The following is a 14741-nucleotide window of genomic DNA, read 5'->3' as shown; positions in this document are numbered from 1 at the left end:
GAATTAATTAATATTTTGATTGTACTCAAGTTTTGAGACGGCAGAGATTAAAATAAGTAATTAACTTATAAATATTTTCAAGGAGGACTTATGAATACATATATCTATATGGTTAGGCATGGTGAATCACCAAAATTAGAAGGAGATGAAAGAACACGTGGATTAACTGAGAAGGGAACTTTAGATGCTCATAAAGTAACTGAGATATTAAAAACGGAGGGGATTAATACTTTCATTTCAAGTCCGTATAAGAGGGCTATGTTAACGATAGAAGAGGCAGCTAATTTCTATGAAAAAGAAATATTAGTATATGAAAATCTTAAAGAGTGTAGATTTTCAAGTGAGGATAAGATTATATCAGATAAAGAGGTATATCCACTCGTAAAGAAAATGTTCTCTAATCTTGATTTTGCACTAACTGAAGGAGAATCGTATGCGGATTGTCAGCGAAGAGTAGTGAGAGTATTAAAAGAAATATTAATGAATTTTCAAGGACATAAAATTGTAATTGGTACACATGGGCTTGTAATGACACTAATGATGAACTATTTTGATAATCAACATGGGCTTGAATTTTTAATGAGTACATCAAAACCGGACGTGTATAAGCTAGAATTTAAAGAACAGCAATTAATAAATGTAGAGAGATTATGGAGAGAAGAATGAAATGGGGGATATGGAGTGTGTTTTAAAAGTTACTTTTAAAACACATTCTTTTTTGAAGAGAAAGCAACCGTGTCAAATATTATGTCTTTTTAGGATTTGTGTAAAATTATTAACAATGTAAATAAAATATACACTTTCGCAGTCGAAAAAGTTAAAATATTTTGTTATAAGGATTATAATAGAGAAAGAAATAGAAAAAGGAGTGAACGAATTTGAAACAAGAACTTATTGAAAGATTTACGAGATATGTGAAGATTGATACACAATCAAATGAAGAAAGTCATACAGTGCCAACAACACCAGGACAGATTGAATTTGGTAAGTTATTAGTAGAAGAGTTAAAAGAGATTGGATTATCGGAAGTGACGATGGATGATAATGGTTATGTAATGGCAACACTTCCTGCAAATACAGATAAAGATGTTCCTGTAATCGGTTTTTTAGCACATTTAGATACAGCAACAGACTTTACGGGGAAAAACGTAAAACCACAAATTCATGAAGATTTTGATGGTAATGCGATTACGTTAAATAAGGAGTTAAATGTTGTATTAACACCTGAACAGTTCCCGGAATTACCATCATATAAAGGACATACAATTATTACAACTGATGGTACAACACTTCTTGGAGCAGATGATAAAGCTGGTCTTACAGAAATCATGGTGGCAATGAATTATTTAATACATAATCCGCAAATTAAGCATGGGAAAATAAGAGTAGCATTCACACCAGATGAAGAGATTGGCCGTGGACCATCTCATTTTGATGTAGAAGCGTTTGGTGCATCATTTGCTTATACGATGGACGGAGGTCCATTAGGTGGTTTAGAATATGAAAGTTTTAACGCTGCAAGCGCTAAGTTAACTTTTAAAGGGACAAATACACATCCTGGAACAGCGAAAAACAAAATGCGCAACGCAAGTAAACTCGCTATGGAATTTGATAGATACTTGCCAGTAGAAGAAGCGCCAGAATATACTGAAGGGTATGAAGGGTTTTATCATTTACTTTCTTTAAATGGTGATGTTGAGCAAAGTAAAGCTTACTATATTATTCGAGATTTTGATCGTAATCATTTTGAAGCGCGTAAAAATAACATCCAAGATATTGTGAAAAACATGCAAGAGAAGTACGGCGAAGATGCAATCGTTTTAGAGATGAATGATCAGTATTATAATATGCTTGAAAAAATTGAACCGGTGAGAGAAATTGTTGATATTGCGTATGAGGCAATGAAAAGTTTAAATATTGAACCGAATATTCATCCGATTCGCGGCGGGACAGATGGATCTCAATTATCATATATGGGATTACCAACACCAAACATTTTTACTGGCGGTGAAAACTACCATGGTAAATTTGAATATGTTTCGGTAGATACTATGGAAAAAGCTGTTCAAGTTATTGTAGAAATCGCAAGACGATTTGAAGAGCAAGCTTAAAAAGAGAACCAAGTAGTCATGAAGTACTACTTGGTTCTTTTCTATAGTAAAAAATACAAGGTGAAACTTGTTTACAAGACATGTGTAAAAGGGGGAAATGTTATGAGTGAAAATCAGTATCATGGTTATATAGGGACATATACAAAGGTGGATAGTAAGGGGATTTATAAATTTATACTTGATACGAACATTGGAGAAATTAAAGGGACTGAATTAGCAGCTCATATAGGAAGTCCGACATATGTAACGATTAGTCATAACAACGAGTACCTTTATTCTGTTGCGAAAGATAATGGATTAGGTGGAATTGCTAGTTTTTCCATTCATAATAAATCCGGTAATCTAAATTCGATTAATATGCAAGTTTTCGAAGGGGCATCGCCGTGCTATGTAAGTGTGAATCGGGAGAATAGTATAGTAGTAGCAGCGAATTATCATAAAGGAACAGTAGAGTCCTATTTAGTGAAAAAGGATAATGGAAGTTTAAATGTTGCTAAGGCAATTGTAGAACATAAAGGGTCAGGACTAAATAAAGAAAGACAAGAAAAGGCACATGCTCATTATATGGATTTTACTCCTGATGAAAAATATGTAGTAGCAGTTGATTTAGGAATAGATAGGTTAATTACATATAAAGAAAGTGATGGAGACCTAATAGAAGTTACCCGTTTATCTGTAAAACATGGTAGTGGTCCAAGGCATCTTATATTTCATCCAAGTGTGCAGTATGCATATGTTATGACAGAATTAAGTTCAGAAATTATTGTACTGCAATATGATGCACAGAGTGGCAGTTTTAAAGAAAAGCAATACATCTCGGCATTACCTGAAGAGTATAGTGAAGAGAGTTATGGAAGTGCAATTTATATTTCTTCTGATGGCAAATTCGTTTACGCAGCAAATAGAGGGCATAATAGTATCGCAGTTTTCCGAGTAAATGGGCATAATGGAGAGCTAACTCTTATTGAAACAGTATCGACAGAAGGGGATTGGCCACGGGACTTTTCTTTAGATCCGACCGAAAGATTTTTAATTGCTGCGAATGAAAAATCTAATACATTGACTTTATTTACTAGGAATGAATTTACAGGTAAGTTAACGCTTGTACAGACGGGCATAAATGTTCCAGAACCAGTATGTGTGAAGTTTTTACATGTGAAAAAATAGATAGGTTTTCCTATCTATTTTTTATTAGGAAATTTTAATATAGCACCCGCCACAAATAAAAAGTCGCGTAAGACTCCCAACTTGTCCAATTTGCTGCAAATTCTTTTATTTCATTTTTAGTCGGTTTCTTTTCGGAACCTGTAATAAATTTGATAGCATTATTCAGGCCGACATCATCAATTGGAAAGGCTGAAGGGAATCGTAAACAACGCATCAAAACATAGTGAGCAGTCCATGGACCTATACCGCGAATGCTAGTTAATTGTTTTTCAGCTAGCCTCACATCTTGTATTTCTAATAGAGATTCTTTTGATAATTTACCTTCTGTAATGAGCTGTGCGATGTCAATTAAGTATTCACATTTTCTTGTAGTCATTTTTAATAATGCGAGATCTTCTACACTTAGATTTGCTATTACTTCAGGTGAGGGGAATATCCAATGTTTTCTATCGTTCCATTCTACATAAGTGCCAAAGTTTTCGACTAATCTTCTTTTTAGAGTATAGGCATATGTGAGGTTAATTTGTTGACCAATAATTCCCCAGGAAAGTGCTTCAAATAAATCTGGAATACCTAATGTGCGAAGCCCATAATACTCTCGAATAGGACCTTGAAGGAGTGGGTCATGTTTTGCTAATTTATAAAAGGGAGCTAAATCCGTAGTTAAATCAAACCACTCTTTTACATAGTTAGCTATAGCATCGCATATCCATTTTTTAGAGATATATGATTCTCCTAAAAAACGCATTTGAATATTACCATCAGTATTTATACTAATTTCAACAAAAGGATTTACATCTTGAACAGGGATGACTTTATAAATTTTGTTATCTTCAATGTGAAACATACATTCATTTTTAGAACGTGATAGATAGCGTAAATTTTCTTGGAAACTAAATTCTTTCGGAACTGCTAAAGTCAATGTGCTATTATATTCTGCTGTCATATGAATTTCACCGGTAACTTTTCTAATGTAAGCAATTCTTTCTTCATTTCTAATCCGCCTCTAAAACCAGTTAGTTTGCCATCTTTTCCTATAACGCGATGGCAAGGAATTGTAATAAGAAGTGGGTTGGCAGCAATAGCAGAAGCAACGGCACGTACAGCTGTAGGTTTTTGAATTCTTTCTGCAATTTCTGAATAAGAATATGTTTTTCCGTAAGGAATTTCACGTACCTTATTCCAAACAGATAATTGAAATTCAGTTCCGTAAGCATCAATAGGCAATGTGAAAGTTTCTCGCTTGTTTTCTAAATACTCGATAACTTCTTTTGTATATGTTTGCAGGTAATCTGGATTGCGAGTCAATATATGTTGTGGCAGTTTTTTTCTAGCCCACAAATTTAGTTCTTCAAAGTTTTCGTCTTGAGATCCAATGAAACATAGTCCATTTTCAGTTGCAGCAATATGCAAGCGCCAATTTTTATGTGTAATTAGCGTCCAATATATAGATTTATTTTTATAGGAATTCATTATTGTATCCCTCTTTCATTTCGTTCTTTTTTCGATATTCAGTAGGAGTAAATCCGGTTTTCTTTTTAAATAAAGTTGCGAAATACTCCGTGTTTTCTATCCCGACAGCAGTACTAATTTCCTTAACGGATTGATTTGTATGTGAAAGATATTCTGCCGCTTTAACAATCCTAAATTGCTGTATATATTCTATGGGACTTATTCCTATCAGTCTTTTGAAAGTGCGTTGTAAATGAAAAGGGCTACCGTGGCACATTTCTGCAAGTAGGCCGAGAGTTAGTGCTTCGTCATAATGTTTTTCGATATAGTCTTTAATTTGTTCTACCCACTCTTCATTAGGTAAAATTATCCCATTTGGTTTACAACGTTTGCACGGACGAAAGTGTTCATGCAGTGCTTGCTCTGCATTTAGAAAAATTCGTACGTTGTTTTTATTCGGTATTCTCGATTTACACGATGGTCGGCAAAAGATCCCGGTTGATTTCACAGCATAAAAGAACTTGTTATCATATGAAGAATCATTATGAATAATTGCTTGCCAATACTCATTTGTTAACGAAAACCCTTCATTATGCAAAGATCATCACCTCTGAAATTAGTATAACCTGAATCATGTGCGTATGTACGTATTCACAAATGTAAGAGCAAGATTACAAAGGTGAAAGTATGATTGTTTTTCTATTTTGTGATAGCATGAACTTTGAAAGTGAACATCAAGAGGAGGACTATAAGTGAAGTTAATTTCATGGAATGTAAATGGTTTGCGTGCAGTTATCGCAAAAGGTGGATTTTTAGAATATCTTGAGGAATCCAATGCAGATATATTTTGTCTACAAGAAATTAAATTACAATGTGGACAAATTGATTTAAATCCAGAGGGATATTATACATATTGGAATTATGCTGTGAAAAAAGGCTATTCAGGAACGGCAATTTTTACGAAAAAAGAACCGCTTTCTGTTACGTATGGTTTAGGCATTGAAGAGCATGATCAAGAAGGAAGAGTCATTACTTTAGAATTCGAAGATTTTTACATGATAACGTTATATACGCCAAACTCAAAACGAGGATTAGAGCGTTTAGACTACAGAATGGAATGGGAAGATGATTTCAGGGCCTATATTAAGCGATTAGATGAAAAGAAACCAGTTATTTTTTGTGGAGATCTAAATGTTGCCCATAAAGAAATCGATTTAAAAAACCCGAAAAGTAATCGGAAAAATCCAGGTTTTTCTGATGAGGAAAGGGAGAAGTTTACACGCATTTTAGAAGAAGGATTTGTTGATACGTATCGTTACCTTTATCCTGATCAGGAGGGAGCATACTCGTGGTGGTCTTATCGTATGGGGGCAAGAGCGAAAAATATTGGATGGCGTTTAGATTACTTTGTTCTCTCGGAAAGAATGAAGGATCAAATAACAGATGCGAAAATTAACAGTGAAGTAATGGGATCAGACCATTGTCCAGTTGAATTAAGTATGGATTTCTAAAAAAAGAAGTATCTCTCTGAAAAAAAGGGATACTTCTTTTTTTGTTCAGTTTGTTAAAATTTTTAAAATCATTCTTGAAATAATCTGATTTTAAATATATACTTAGTAACGATAATCATTATCAATGAAAGTGATTATCAACGGATGAGGTGTAAAAAGAATTATAGTTTAGGGGAAGTGAACGAGAATGAGTTCCGGATAAAATCATTAATCTAATGAAATATATGTGTGGGACAAGTTTCATGTAGTTAAGTTTTTATATAAAAATAATCTATTTATAGATTTCGAGAGGAGATATATAAAGATGAACAAGAAGTTATTTACATTAGGGATGGTTACAGTTTTAAGTGTAGGTTTAGCAGCATGTAATAGTACGGATAAAACTTCAGGGGAACAAAAGCAACAAACAAAAGCTACTGAAACGAAAAAAGATGAAAAACGAAAAATTACATATTTAGGTAAAGAATATACAGTACCAGCAAAAGTAGATAAAATTGCGACAGCTAGTTTAGAGTCAATGGAAGATGCAGCAGTACTTGGAATTAAACCAGTTGGAGCGATTACTGTAGGTGGTAAATTACCAAAGTATCTTGAAAAAGATTTAGAAGGTGCAAAATCTGTAGGAGAGAAAATGGAACCGAATTTCGAAACATTACTTCAATTAAAACCAGATGTTATTACATCAAGTACGAAATTCCCAGCGGAAACAGCTGAGAAGTTTACGAAAGTAGCTCCTACAATCCCGGTATCACACGTTTCAACAAATTGGGAAGATAACTTAAAGTTAATGGGAGAACTAACTGGTAAAAAAGATAAAGCAGAAAAAATTATTAAAGACTATAATGCGGACGCTGAAAAAGCAAAAACAAAACTTGGAGATAAGTTAAAAGATAAAAAAGTACTTGTCATTAGACTAAGAGCAAACGACCTATTCCTATACCCAGAAGGAGTATACTTTAATCCTGTCATTTATAAAGATCTTGGATTAACTGCTCCAGAACAACTTAAAACTGTAAAAGCACAAGAAAAGATTTCTTTAGAAAAACTTGCTGAAGTTAATCCTGACTATATCTTCTTACAATACGAGGCAAGCGAAAATAATAAACCAAAAGTGCTAGAAGACATTGAAAAAAATCCAATTTGGCAAAGTATGAATGCTGCGAAAGAAAAGAAAGTATTTGTAAACGTTGTAGATCCAATGGCACAAGGTGGTACAGCTTGGAGTAAAAGAGCATTCTTAAAAGAAGCAGTGAAAAACTTATCTAAATAATATAATAAGTAAGGTGCGTTGAATGATATGCAGAAAACAAATGCAGTACCAGTAACCATATTATGTATAGCACCCATACTCATCCTATTTACAGTTATACTTTCTATTTTGTATGGGGCGAAAAGTATTGATGCTGAAACAGTGTGGAACGCATTATTTCATTTTGATTCAAGCGATGTAAATCATAATATTATTATTACTTCACGTTTACCAAGGGTAGTTGCAGCTCTTTTAGTCGGAGCATTTCTGGCCATATCAGGAGCACTTATGCAGGGGATGACAAGAAACTATCTTGCATCCCCTTCTATTATGGGTGTGACGGATGGTGCAGCCTTTGTTATTACACTTAGTATGATTTTCCTTCCAGGAATGTCATCGATCGGTATGGTTTTATGTTCAATGATTGGATCTGCACTAGGAGCCGGTATCGTGTTCGGTTTTGGTTCACTCCTTCAAAATGGATTATCCCCTGTTAGATTAGCAATTATAGGAACAGTTATTGGAACATTTTTAAGCAGTGTATCGGCCGCGATGGCTTCGTATTTCCAAATTTCTCAAAATGTTAGTTTTTGGTTTAATGCAAAGTTAGATCAAGTGGATCCTAATATAATTAAAATTACGATACCTTTTGGGATAATTGGGATAGTTTTAGCACTGTTCATATCAAAATCTATTACCATTCTTTCTTTAGGAGAAGAAGTTTCTATTAATCTAGGACAGCGTACAAAACTAGTTAAAGCAATGGCGATTTTATCAGTTATTTTTTTAACAGGAACAGCAGTTGCTTTAGTGGGGAAAGTTGGTTTTGTAGGTTTAATTATTCCACACATTACGCGCTTTATAATTGGGGTAGATTATAAGTGGATTTTGCCTTGCGCAGGCGTTATTGGTGGAGTTTTCTTAGCATTATGTGACATTTTAAGTAGATTTGTAAACTATCCATTTGAAACACCAATTGGAGTCGTTACTTCCTTAATTGGAATTCCATTCTTCCTTTATTTAATCCGTACAAGAGGAGGAGAGAGACATGCTTAAAAGTTCAAGTCAACGTTTTGGAATGACAATGGGGATTAGTATATTTTTAATACTATGTGCTATTTATATTAGTTTAACGAATGGTACGTTTGATATTACGATTACAGATGTATTTAAAACACTCTTTAGAATAGACCCAGTACCAGAGCATGATTTAGTTATTTTTGATTTTCGTCTCCCACGCATTATAATTGCTGGATTAGTAGGATTAGGCCTCGGCGTTGCGGGTGCTGTAATTCAAGGGATTACGAGAAATGGATTGGCAGACCCAGGTATTTTAGGAGTGAATGCCGGGGCAGGTACAGCAATCGTAATTTTTATGTTTTTCTTTCAAGGGCAATTAAAGAGCACAGACTGGGTTTCTATAATGATGATGCCGATGTTTGGCTTAATAGGTGGATTAGGTGCAGCGATAATAATTTATCTGTTTTCTTGGAAAAACGGTAAGCTAGACTCGCAGCGACTTTTATTAACAGGGATTGCAATTGGATCAGGATTTGGAGCATTCTCTATGTATTTATCACTCAAAATGAAGTCAACTGATTTTGAAATGGCTGCAGTTTGGGTATCTGGAAGTATATATAGTGCAAACTGGAAGTATATTGTTGCTATGTTACCGTGGCTTATCATTTTAATTCCGCTTATACAAAAGAAAGCTTATTTATTAGATTTATTTCAATTGGAAGAAACGAGTATTACGAGTTTAGGTGTTGCAGTAGAACGAGAGAAATCAATTTTACTATTAAGTAGTATAGGACTTGTGAGTGCATGTGTTGCTGTTTCAGGAAGTATTGGTTTCATTGGATTAATGGCACCGCATATAGCGAAAAGGCTCGTCGGTATTCAGCATAAATATATAATTCCTACGTGCGGAGTAATAGGAATGTTTCTTGTAATTGCTTCAGACTTTATTGCAAAAACAGTTTTCACACCTGTAGAGTTACCAGTTGGAATCGTTATTTCTATTGTCGGTGTACCGTATTTCTTATATTTACTTTATAAGGCGAAAGCGTAAGAGGGGGAATAAAAGTGAGTATTTTAAGTGCAAAGAATTTAGAAACGAGCTATGAAAAGCTTACAGTGTTTCGCGATTTAAATGTGGAAATACAAGAAGGAAAAGTAACGACAATTATAGGGCCAAACGGGTGCGGGAAATCAACACTATTAAAAACGATGGGACGAATTTTAAAGCAAAAAAGCGGTAAAGTGTATTTGCAAGGGCAGGATTTAAATACAATTCCAACGAAAGAAATTGCCAAGCTGTTAGCTTTACTCCCGCAAACTCCAATTGCACCAGGAGAACTTAAAGTAGAAGAATTAATTTCTTATGGACGCTATCCACATCGAAATAACGTAAATAAGTTAACTTCAAAAGATAAAGAGATGATTGATTGGGCATTAGATATAACGAAAACATCTGCTTTTCGAACGAGACAAATTGCAAACTTATCAGGTGGTCAAAGACAAAAGGTATGGCTAGCGATGGCGTTAGCACAAGAAACAGAAGTACTACTTTTAGATGAACCAACTACATACCTTGATATGTCTCACCAATTAGATGTATTGCAAATTGTGGAGAAGTTAAATAAAGAACATAATTGTACGGTTGTTATGGTACTGCATGATATTAACCATGCAGCAAGGTTTTCGGATGAAATTATTGCAATGAAGGAAGGGGAAATTATTACAACTGGTAGCCCAGAAGAAATCATTACAAATGAAGTGTTAAAAGAAGTATTTCATATTGATGCGCGTGTCATGATTGATCCGTATAATGGATCTCCTGTTTGTTTCGGCTACGATAGTGTTATATCTCAAGATGAAAAAGTAGAAATATATGTAACAAGTTAAAAAAGGGGGGATTTACAATGAGTACTACTATTGAAAAGCAGCAGATTATTACATCTAACACAGAACAGTGGAAAATGTATTCAAAACTAGAAGGTAAGGAATATCAAATTCATATTTCAAAGCCGAAGAAACCAGCACCAGATTCAGGATATCCGGTCATATACGTATTAGATGGTAATGCCTTTTTTCAAACATTCCACGAAGCGGTTAAAATACAATCAGTTAGAGCAGAAAAAACAGGTGTTTCACCAGCCATTATAGTAGGTATTGGTTATCCAATTGAAGGGGCATTTTCAGGAGAAGAAAGATGCTATGATTTTACACCTGTCGTAATTTCAAAAGATGCTCCTTTAAAACCAGATGGTAAGCCGTGGTCTAAAACAGGAGGAGCGCATAACTTCTTTACTTTTATTGAAGAAGAATTGAAACCACAAATTGAAAAAAGTTTCGCGATTGATAAAGGAAAGCAAACGTTATTTGGGCATTCTTTAGGTGGATTATTTGCTTTACATATACTATTTACAAATGTAAATGCCTTTCAAAATTATTTTATTAGTAGTCCGTCTATTTGGTGGAATAACCAATCTGTACTTGAAAAAGAAGAGAACCTTATAAATCAATTAAACAATGCTAAGGTTGAAACGGGAGTATTCCTTACAGTTGGTTCCTTAGAACGAGAGCATATGGTTGTAGATGCAAATGAATTATCAGAGCGTCTACTCCAATTAAAACATGAGAAGTTAAGATTTAAGTTTTATGAAGCTGAAGGAGAGAATCATGCATCTGTTGTGCCGACGTCTTTAAGTAAAGGATTGCGATTTATTAGTCAAGTGTAGAAGACGTATATGAAAAAAGGTAAGCAATTGCTTACCTTTTTTCATTATTGTTTTATTGCCACGTATCCATCAATTAAAAAGCTAGTGAAAAAACGAGTGATTTGAGTAAAGCCACATTCCTCCATGATAGTTAGTAAATCTGTTTCAGAAATAGGAAACATTTCTTTTTCAAAAGAATTTTCAAATCGTTCCCAATCTTTTAATGGAATTTGATTTTGCATCATATGGTTGCGCCAAGCATTTAATTGTGCAGAAAACATACTTGTATGGGGTATACCATTTATTGAAGAGAGAAAGAATGGAGCACCGGGCTTTAAGCGACTACTAATTTCATTAAGTAACTCTTTTTTCCCCTTCATAGTTGGGATGAAGTGCAGGACAAGCATACAGGTGGCAGCGTCAAATAATGGATTGGTTAATAATGAATGAACAGTTCCATGTACAAAGTGAATTTGATTTTGTATGCCTTCGTTTTCAATTCTTTTTTTAGCTAACTGTAGCATGCTTTCAGATGGATCAACACCTGTAAAATAAAAATTGCTATTTTGTTTGCCTATTGAGAGGATTTCTTGTCCACCACCGGCACCTATAACTAGTAACTTTGGATTCATATTTTCTTTAGGGAGTGTAGTAAATAAGAAATGATTCATCATTTCATATAGGGTAAAATATCCAGGGATTTTCAACGGAATTGTTCGTTCATACGTATGTACAGTACAATCATTCCAGCTCATTTTTTAACCTCCTCTTTTACAATAAAGTTTCACTTTATTATGAAATGAAATGGTTAGAGGAAACAATCCCATAAATCTGGGGGGAATAAAGATGATTTATGAACAGGCAACGAAAGAAATAACAGTGTTAATGAAAAGCGAGAGCTCAACTAGACAATTCCAAAAAGAGTTTTTAAATATATTAAAAAAGGTAATTCCATTTGATGCTTCCTGCTTCACCGCTATAGACCCACGCACATTTTTATCAACCGGGGCATATACAGATCGAATAATTGAACAGCTGCATTCGCAGTTATTTATGAATGAATTTTTAGAGGATGATTACAACAAATTTAAAGATTTAGCACGAAAGGCCCCCCATGTTGGCGCGATACGTATTGTCACAAATGATAATCCGATAAAAAGCGCTAGGTATCGAAATATTTTAAAACCAGCCCGTTTTATAGATGAAGTAAGAGTGGTTTGTATGAGTAAAGGAAAATGTTTTGGACACTTAAGTTTGTTTCGAGATAATACAAGAGTATCTTTTCAACAAAATGAATGTGAGTATTTATCAAAAATAAGCTCTATTGTGGGAGATACATTAAGAAAATCATTTATAACATGTTCAGAGGAACAAGTGGAAGTAGTAGGAACGGGTACGATTATATTAAATGAAAAATTTGACCTACTATATTGGGATCAAAATGGAAAGGCGTGGCTATCCACTCTTAGAACATATGAACAATTGAATGAAGATGACGTTCCAAGGCCAATACGTGCGGTTTGTTCAAGAGTGAAAGCCAACGAATCTAATAGGGAAGCAGCAGATGAAGGGGAAATGGTATGTATTGGTTTATCTTGTGGACAATTTTTAGTTATTCGCGCGAGTAGGTTAGAAGGTTACGGTAGTTGTAATGATGGCTATATAGTTTTGTTTGAAAGAGCGAGGCCGGAAGAAGTTTTTCCCCTTATTGCAGATTCTTATAGTCTTTCTCAAAGAGAGAAGCAAGTGATAGTAGGGATTGTTAAAGGAATGTCAACAAAAGACGTGGCGGAAGAATTGCATATTTCTACGTATACAGTTCAAGATCATTTTAAATCCATTTTTGAAAAGGTAGGGGTATGTAGTAGAAATGAACTTATATGGGAGGTTTTTTCGAAGTTTTGTTTTTCTAAAGAGAAGTAATAATAGAAAAGAATCCAAAGTCATTTAGGATTCTTTTTTTATAATTTTTTTTAGGATAACCAAAAACATTCAAATAAACATTTGAATGTTTTTGGTTAATAAGGTATACTACATGCATAATCAAATATATATTTGAATAAGAGGTGTTACTTATGAAAGAAGAACATTGTGAACTTTGTTATCACGATGAGCAAAAAGTAAAACATGCAAGTGATATGTTGGAGAAAGAAAATATAAGTAGTGTAGCGAAAATGTTCAAGGCACTCGCGGATGAAACACGATTAAAAATTGCGTATGCACTGTATACGGAAAAGGAACTTTGTGTACGTGATGTCGCCAGTATTATTCATAGTAGTATTGCAACGGCTTCGCATCATTTAAGACTGTTACAAACAATAGGATTAGCAAAAAAGCGTAAAGAAGGAAAACTTGTTTTTTATTCATTAGATGATTCTCATGTAAATGGATTAATTGAATTAGCGTTTAGTCATAGTAGTGAAATGAAAAATAAAGAATTCGATATGTAGTAAGGCATTTTCATAAAGAAATTTCTTTATGAAAATGCAATTTTAAAAGGAGAGGAGATAATAAGTATGATTAAGCTCGTTTTAATAAGACACGGACAAAGTGAATGGAATGTTGAAAATCGGTTTACAGGCTGGACAGATATAGACTTATCAAATGCTGGTCTTCGAGAAGCAAGAGAAGCTGGAGAGGTTTTGAAAGCCAATGGATTCTCATTCGATATAGCATATACATCTGTTTTAAAAAGGGCGATGCGTACTTTGTGGATTACTCTTGAGGAAATGGATTTGATGTGGATACCTATTCATAAAACATGGAAATTAAATGAGAGACATTACGGTGCACTTCAAGGATTAAATAAAGAAGAAACAGCGAGAAAATATGGTGATGAGAGAGTAACTTTATGGAGACGTTCAACAAATGTACGCCCACCAGCTCTTACAAAAGATGATGAGAGATATGAAGCGGCACATCCGAAGTATAGAGATTTAAGAGATAATAAGTTTCCCCTTACAGAAAATCTAGAAGATACAGAAAAACGAGTTGTTTCATATTGGGATGAAGAAATAGCCCCTAATTTAAAAGATGGAAAAAAAGTGATTATTGCAGCGCATGGAAATACAATAAGAGCTTTAGTAAAATATTTAGATCAAATTTCAGATGAAGATATAGAATATGTAAACATTCCAACAGGAACACCATTAGTTTATGAATTTGATAACGATTTAAAACCGATATGTCATTATTATTTAAGAATGAAAATGGGTATAAAACAAACGGTTTAATATACCCTACCTATGTATTGTATGTGGATATCGGAGGTGATTTATATTGTTACATTATACTGTCGTAAATAAAAAAATTTGTGGGTCATGTGGATTATGTGCTTCCGTAGCTCCTGATATATATCAATTAGATGGAAAAGGAAAATCATTTGGTGTATTAGATAACAATGAAGGAATAATGGGAATCCCAAAAATTTTCTTGAAAGCAATGTTGGCAGCTAGTGACGGCTGTCCAACAAGTTCAATTCAAGTAAGAAAAGAGCCGTTTATAAATAAAGTGAAAATTCAATAGAAGA

Annotated in this window: 17 protein-coding genes; 13 read left to right on the top strand and 4 right to left on the bottom strand. The window is 34.0% G+C overall.

Annotated features, from left to right (window positions below):
- Positions 1–90 precede the first annotated feature (90 nt).
- The 3 genes from JTF23_RS04510 (at position 91) to JTF23_RS04500 (ending at position 3278) form a co-directional block, all read left to right on the top strand.
- Positions 91–666, top strand: coding sequence for a histidine phosphatase family protein (locus JTF23_RS04510; RefSeq protein WP_204208207.1), 576 nt, complete (start codon positions 91–93; stop codon positions 664–666).
- Between the two features lie 212 nt (positions 667–878).
- On the top strand, positions 879–2111 hold the full coding sequence (pepT, locus tag JTF23_RS04505; protein WP_002199584.1) for a peptidase T: 1233 nt from the start codon (positions 879–881) through the stop codon (positions 2109–2111).
- Positions 2112–2213: 102 nt separating this feature from the next.
- Positions 2214–3278 (top strand): lactonase family protein, encoded by a 1065-nt coding sequence (locus tag JTF23_RS04500; protein ID WP_204208206.1) that lies wholly within the window; start codon positions 2214–2216, stop codon positions 3276–3278.
- A 34-nt stretch (positions 3279–3312) separates the two neighbouring features.
- Here the strand turns inward: JTF23_RS04500 and JTF23_RS04495 are convergent, their stop codons facing one another.
- Genes JTF23_RS04495 through JTF23_RS04485 form a run of 3 tightly spaced genes read right to left on the bottom strand, consistent with a single transcriptional unit; the run spans position 3313 to position 5328 of the window.
- Positions 3313–4224, bottom strand: a complete 912-nt coding sequence (locus JTF23_RS04495; protein WP_204208205.1) for a DNA-3-methyladenine glycosylase family protein — start codon at positions 4222–4224, stop codon at positions 3313–3315.
- On the bottom strand, positions 4221–4751 hold the full coding sequence (locus tag JTF23_RS04490; protein WP_204208204.1) for a methylated-DNA--[protein]-cysteine S-methyltransferase: 531 nt from the start codon (positions 4749–4751) through the stop codon (positions 4221–4223). Before JTF23_RS04490 ends, JTF23_RS04495 begins: the two co-directional genes overlap by 4 nt.
- On the bottom strand, positions 4738–5328 hold the full coding sequence (locus tag JTF23_RS04485; protein WP_078172972.1) for a bifunctional transcriptional activator/DNA repair enzyme AdaA: 591 nt from the start codon (positions 5326–5328) through the stop codon (positions 4738–4740). The genes JTF23_RS04490 and JTF23_RS04485 overlap by 14 nt, the downstream gene beginning before the upstream one ends.
- Positions 5329–5482: 154 nt before the next feature.
- Here JTF23_RS04485 and JTF23_RS04480 point away from each other — a divergent pair, with 154 nt between their 5' ends.
- The 6 genes from JTF23_RS04480 to JTF23_RS04455 all read left to right on the top strand — a co-directional run bounded on the left by JTF23_RS04480 (position 5483) and on the right by JTF23_RS04455 (position 11233).
- Positions 5483–6241, top strand: coding sequence for an exodeoxyribonuclease III (locus JTF23_RS04480; RefSeq protein ID WP_204208203.1), 759 nt, complete (start codon positions 5483–5485; stop codon positions 6239–6241).
- 304 nt (positions 6242–6545) lie between these two features.
- On the top strand, positions 6546–7511 hold the full coding sequence (locus JTF23_RS04475; RefSeq protein WP_204208202.1) for an iron-hydroxamate ABC transporter substrate-binding protein: 966 nt from the start codon (positions 6546–6548) through the stop codon (positions 7509–7511).
- A 27-nt stretch (positions 7512–7538) separates the two neighbouring features.
- Positions 7539–8546 (top strand): FecCD family ABC transporter permease, encoded by a 1008-nt coding sequence (locus JTF23_RS04470; RefSeq protein WP_131230763.1) that lies wholly within the window; start codon positions 7539–7541, stop codon positions 8544–8546.
- Positions 8539–9561 (top strand): FecCD family ABC transporter permease, encoded by a 1023-nt coding sequence (locus JTF23_RS04465; RefSeq protein WP_131230766.1) that lies wholly within the window; start codon positions 8539–8541, stop codon positions 9559–9561. Before JTF23_RS04470 ends, JTF23_RS04465 begins: the two co-directional genes overlap by 8 nt.
- Positions 9562–9575: 14 nt before the next feature.
- Positions 9576–10397 carry an ABC transporter ATP-binding protein gene (locus JTF23_RS04460; RefSeq protein WP_204208201.1) on the top strand — a complete coding sequence of 274 codons (822 nt, stop codon included), beginning with the start codon at positions 9576–9578 and terminating at the stop codon, positions 10395–10397.
- A gap of 17 nt (positions 10398–10414) precedes the next feature.
- The gene (locus JTF23_RS04455; RefSeq protein WP_204208200.1) at positions 10415–11233 is read left to right on the top strand and encodes an alpha/beta hydrolase; all 819 of its coding nucleotides are present in this window, start codon (positions 10415–10417) and stop codon (positions 11231–11233) included.
- A gap of 44 nt (positions 11234–11277) precedes the next feature.
- Here the strand turns inward: JTF23_RS04455 and JTF23_RS04450 are convergent, their stop codons facing one another.
- Positions 11278–11967 carry a class I SAM-dependent methyltransferase gene (locus JTF23_RS04450; protein ID WP_131230773.1) on the bottom strand — a complete coding sequence of 230 codons (690 nt, stop codon included), beginning with the start codon at positions 11965–11967 and terminating at the stop codon, positions 11278–11280.
- A gap of 91 nt (positions 11968–12058) precedes the next feature.
- On the opposite strand from JTF23_RS04450, the gene JTF23_RS04445 reads away from it, so the two are divergent.
- From JTF23_RS04445 to JTF23_RS04430, 4 genes are all read left to right on the top strand, one after another.
- Entirely contained in the window at positions 12059–13135 is a 1077-nt protein-coding gene (locus tag JTF23_RS04445; RefSeq protein WP_204208199.1) for a helix-turn-helix transcriptional regulator, read from the top strand.
- A 152-nt stretch (positions 13136–13287) separates the two neighbouring features.
- Complete coding sequence (locus JTF23_RS04440; protein WP_002111285.1) at positions 13288–13662, top strand: ArsR/SmtB family transcription factor; 375 nt, start codon at positions 13288–13290, stop codon at positions 13660–13662.
- Positions 13663–13728: 66 nt separating this feature from the next.
- On the top strand, positions 13729–14445 hold the full coding sequence (gene gpmA / locus JTF23_RS04435) for a 2,3-diphosphoglycerate-dependent phosphoglycerate mutase (RefSeq protein ID WP_204208198.1): 717 nt from the start codon (positions 13729–13731) through the stop codon (positions 14443–14445).
- Positions 14446–14491: 46 nt separating this feature from the next.
- Positions 14492–14737 (top strand): ferredoxin, encoded by a 246-nt coding sequence (locus JTF23_RS04430; RefSeq protein WP_204208197.1) that lies wholly within the window; start codon positions 14492–14494, stop codon positions 14735–14737.
- Positions 14738–14741: the final 4 nt, after the last annotated feature.

The organism is Bacillus sp. RIT 809 (assembly GCF_016892495.1).
GTDB lineage: Bacteria > Bacillota > Bacilli > Bacillales > Bacillaceae_G > Bacillus_A > Bacillus_A cereus_U.
The sequence above is the reverse complement of the archived record's forward strand: the minus strand, read 5'-3'. Positions and strand labels throughout refer to the sequence as shown.

What these genes read in the sequence shown, in the direction of transcription:
- JTF23_RS04510 (WP_204208207.1), top strand. Translation starts at nt 91, where the DNA reads ATGAATACATATATCTATATGGTTAGGCATGGTGAATCACCAAAATTA.
- JTF23_RS04500 (WP_204208206.1), top strand. Translation starts at nt 2,214, where the DNA reads ATGAGTGAAAATCAGTATCATGGTTATATAGGGACATATACAAAGGTG.
- JTF23_RS04495 (WP_204208205.1), bottom strand. Translation starts at nt 4,224, where the DNA reads ATGACAGCAGAATATAATAGCACATTGACTTTAGCAGTTCCGAAAGAA.
- JTF23_RS04490 (WP_204208204.1), bottom strand. Translation starts at nt 4,751, where the DNA reads ATGAATTCCTATAAAAATAAATCTATATATTGGACGCTAATTACACAT.
- JTF23_RS04475 (WP_204208202.1), top strand. Translation starts at nt 6,546, where the DNA reads ATGAACAAGAAGTTATTTACATTAGGGATGGTTACAGTTTTAAGTGTA.
- JTF23_RS04470 (WP_131230763.1), top strand. Translation starts at nt 7,539, where the DNA reads ATGCAGAAAACAAATGCAGTACCAGTAACCATATTATGTATAGCACCC.
- JTF23_RS04465 (WP_131230766.1), top strand. Translation starts at nt 8,539, where the DNA reads ATGCTTAAAAGTTCAAGTCAACGTTTTGGAATGACAATGGGGATTAGT.
- JTF23_RS04455 (WP_204208200.1), top strand. Translation starts at nt 10,415, where the DNA reads ATGAGTACTACTATTGAAAAGCAGCAGATTATTACATCTAACACAGAA.
- JTF23_RS04450 (WP_131230773.1), bottom strand. Translation starts at nt 11,967, where the DNA reads ATGAGCTGGAATGATTGTACTGTACATACGTATGAACGAACAATTCCG.
- JTF23_RS04445 (WP_204208199.1), top strand. Translation starts at nt 12,059, where the DNA reads ATGATTTATGAACAGGCAACGAAAGAAATAACAGTGTTAATGAAAAGC.
- JTF23_RS04440 (WP_002111285.1), top strand. Translation starts at nt 13,288, where the DNA reads ATGAAAGAAGAACATTGTGAACTTTGTTATCACGATGAGCAAAAAGTA.
- gpmA (WP_204208198.1), top strand. Translation starts at nt 13,729, where the DNA reads ATGATTAAGCTCGTTTTAATAAGACACGGACAAAGTGAATGGAATGTT.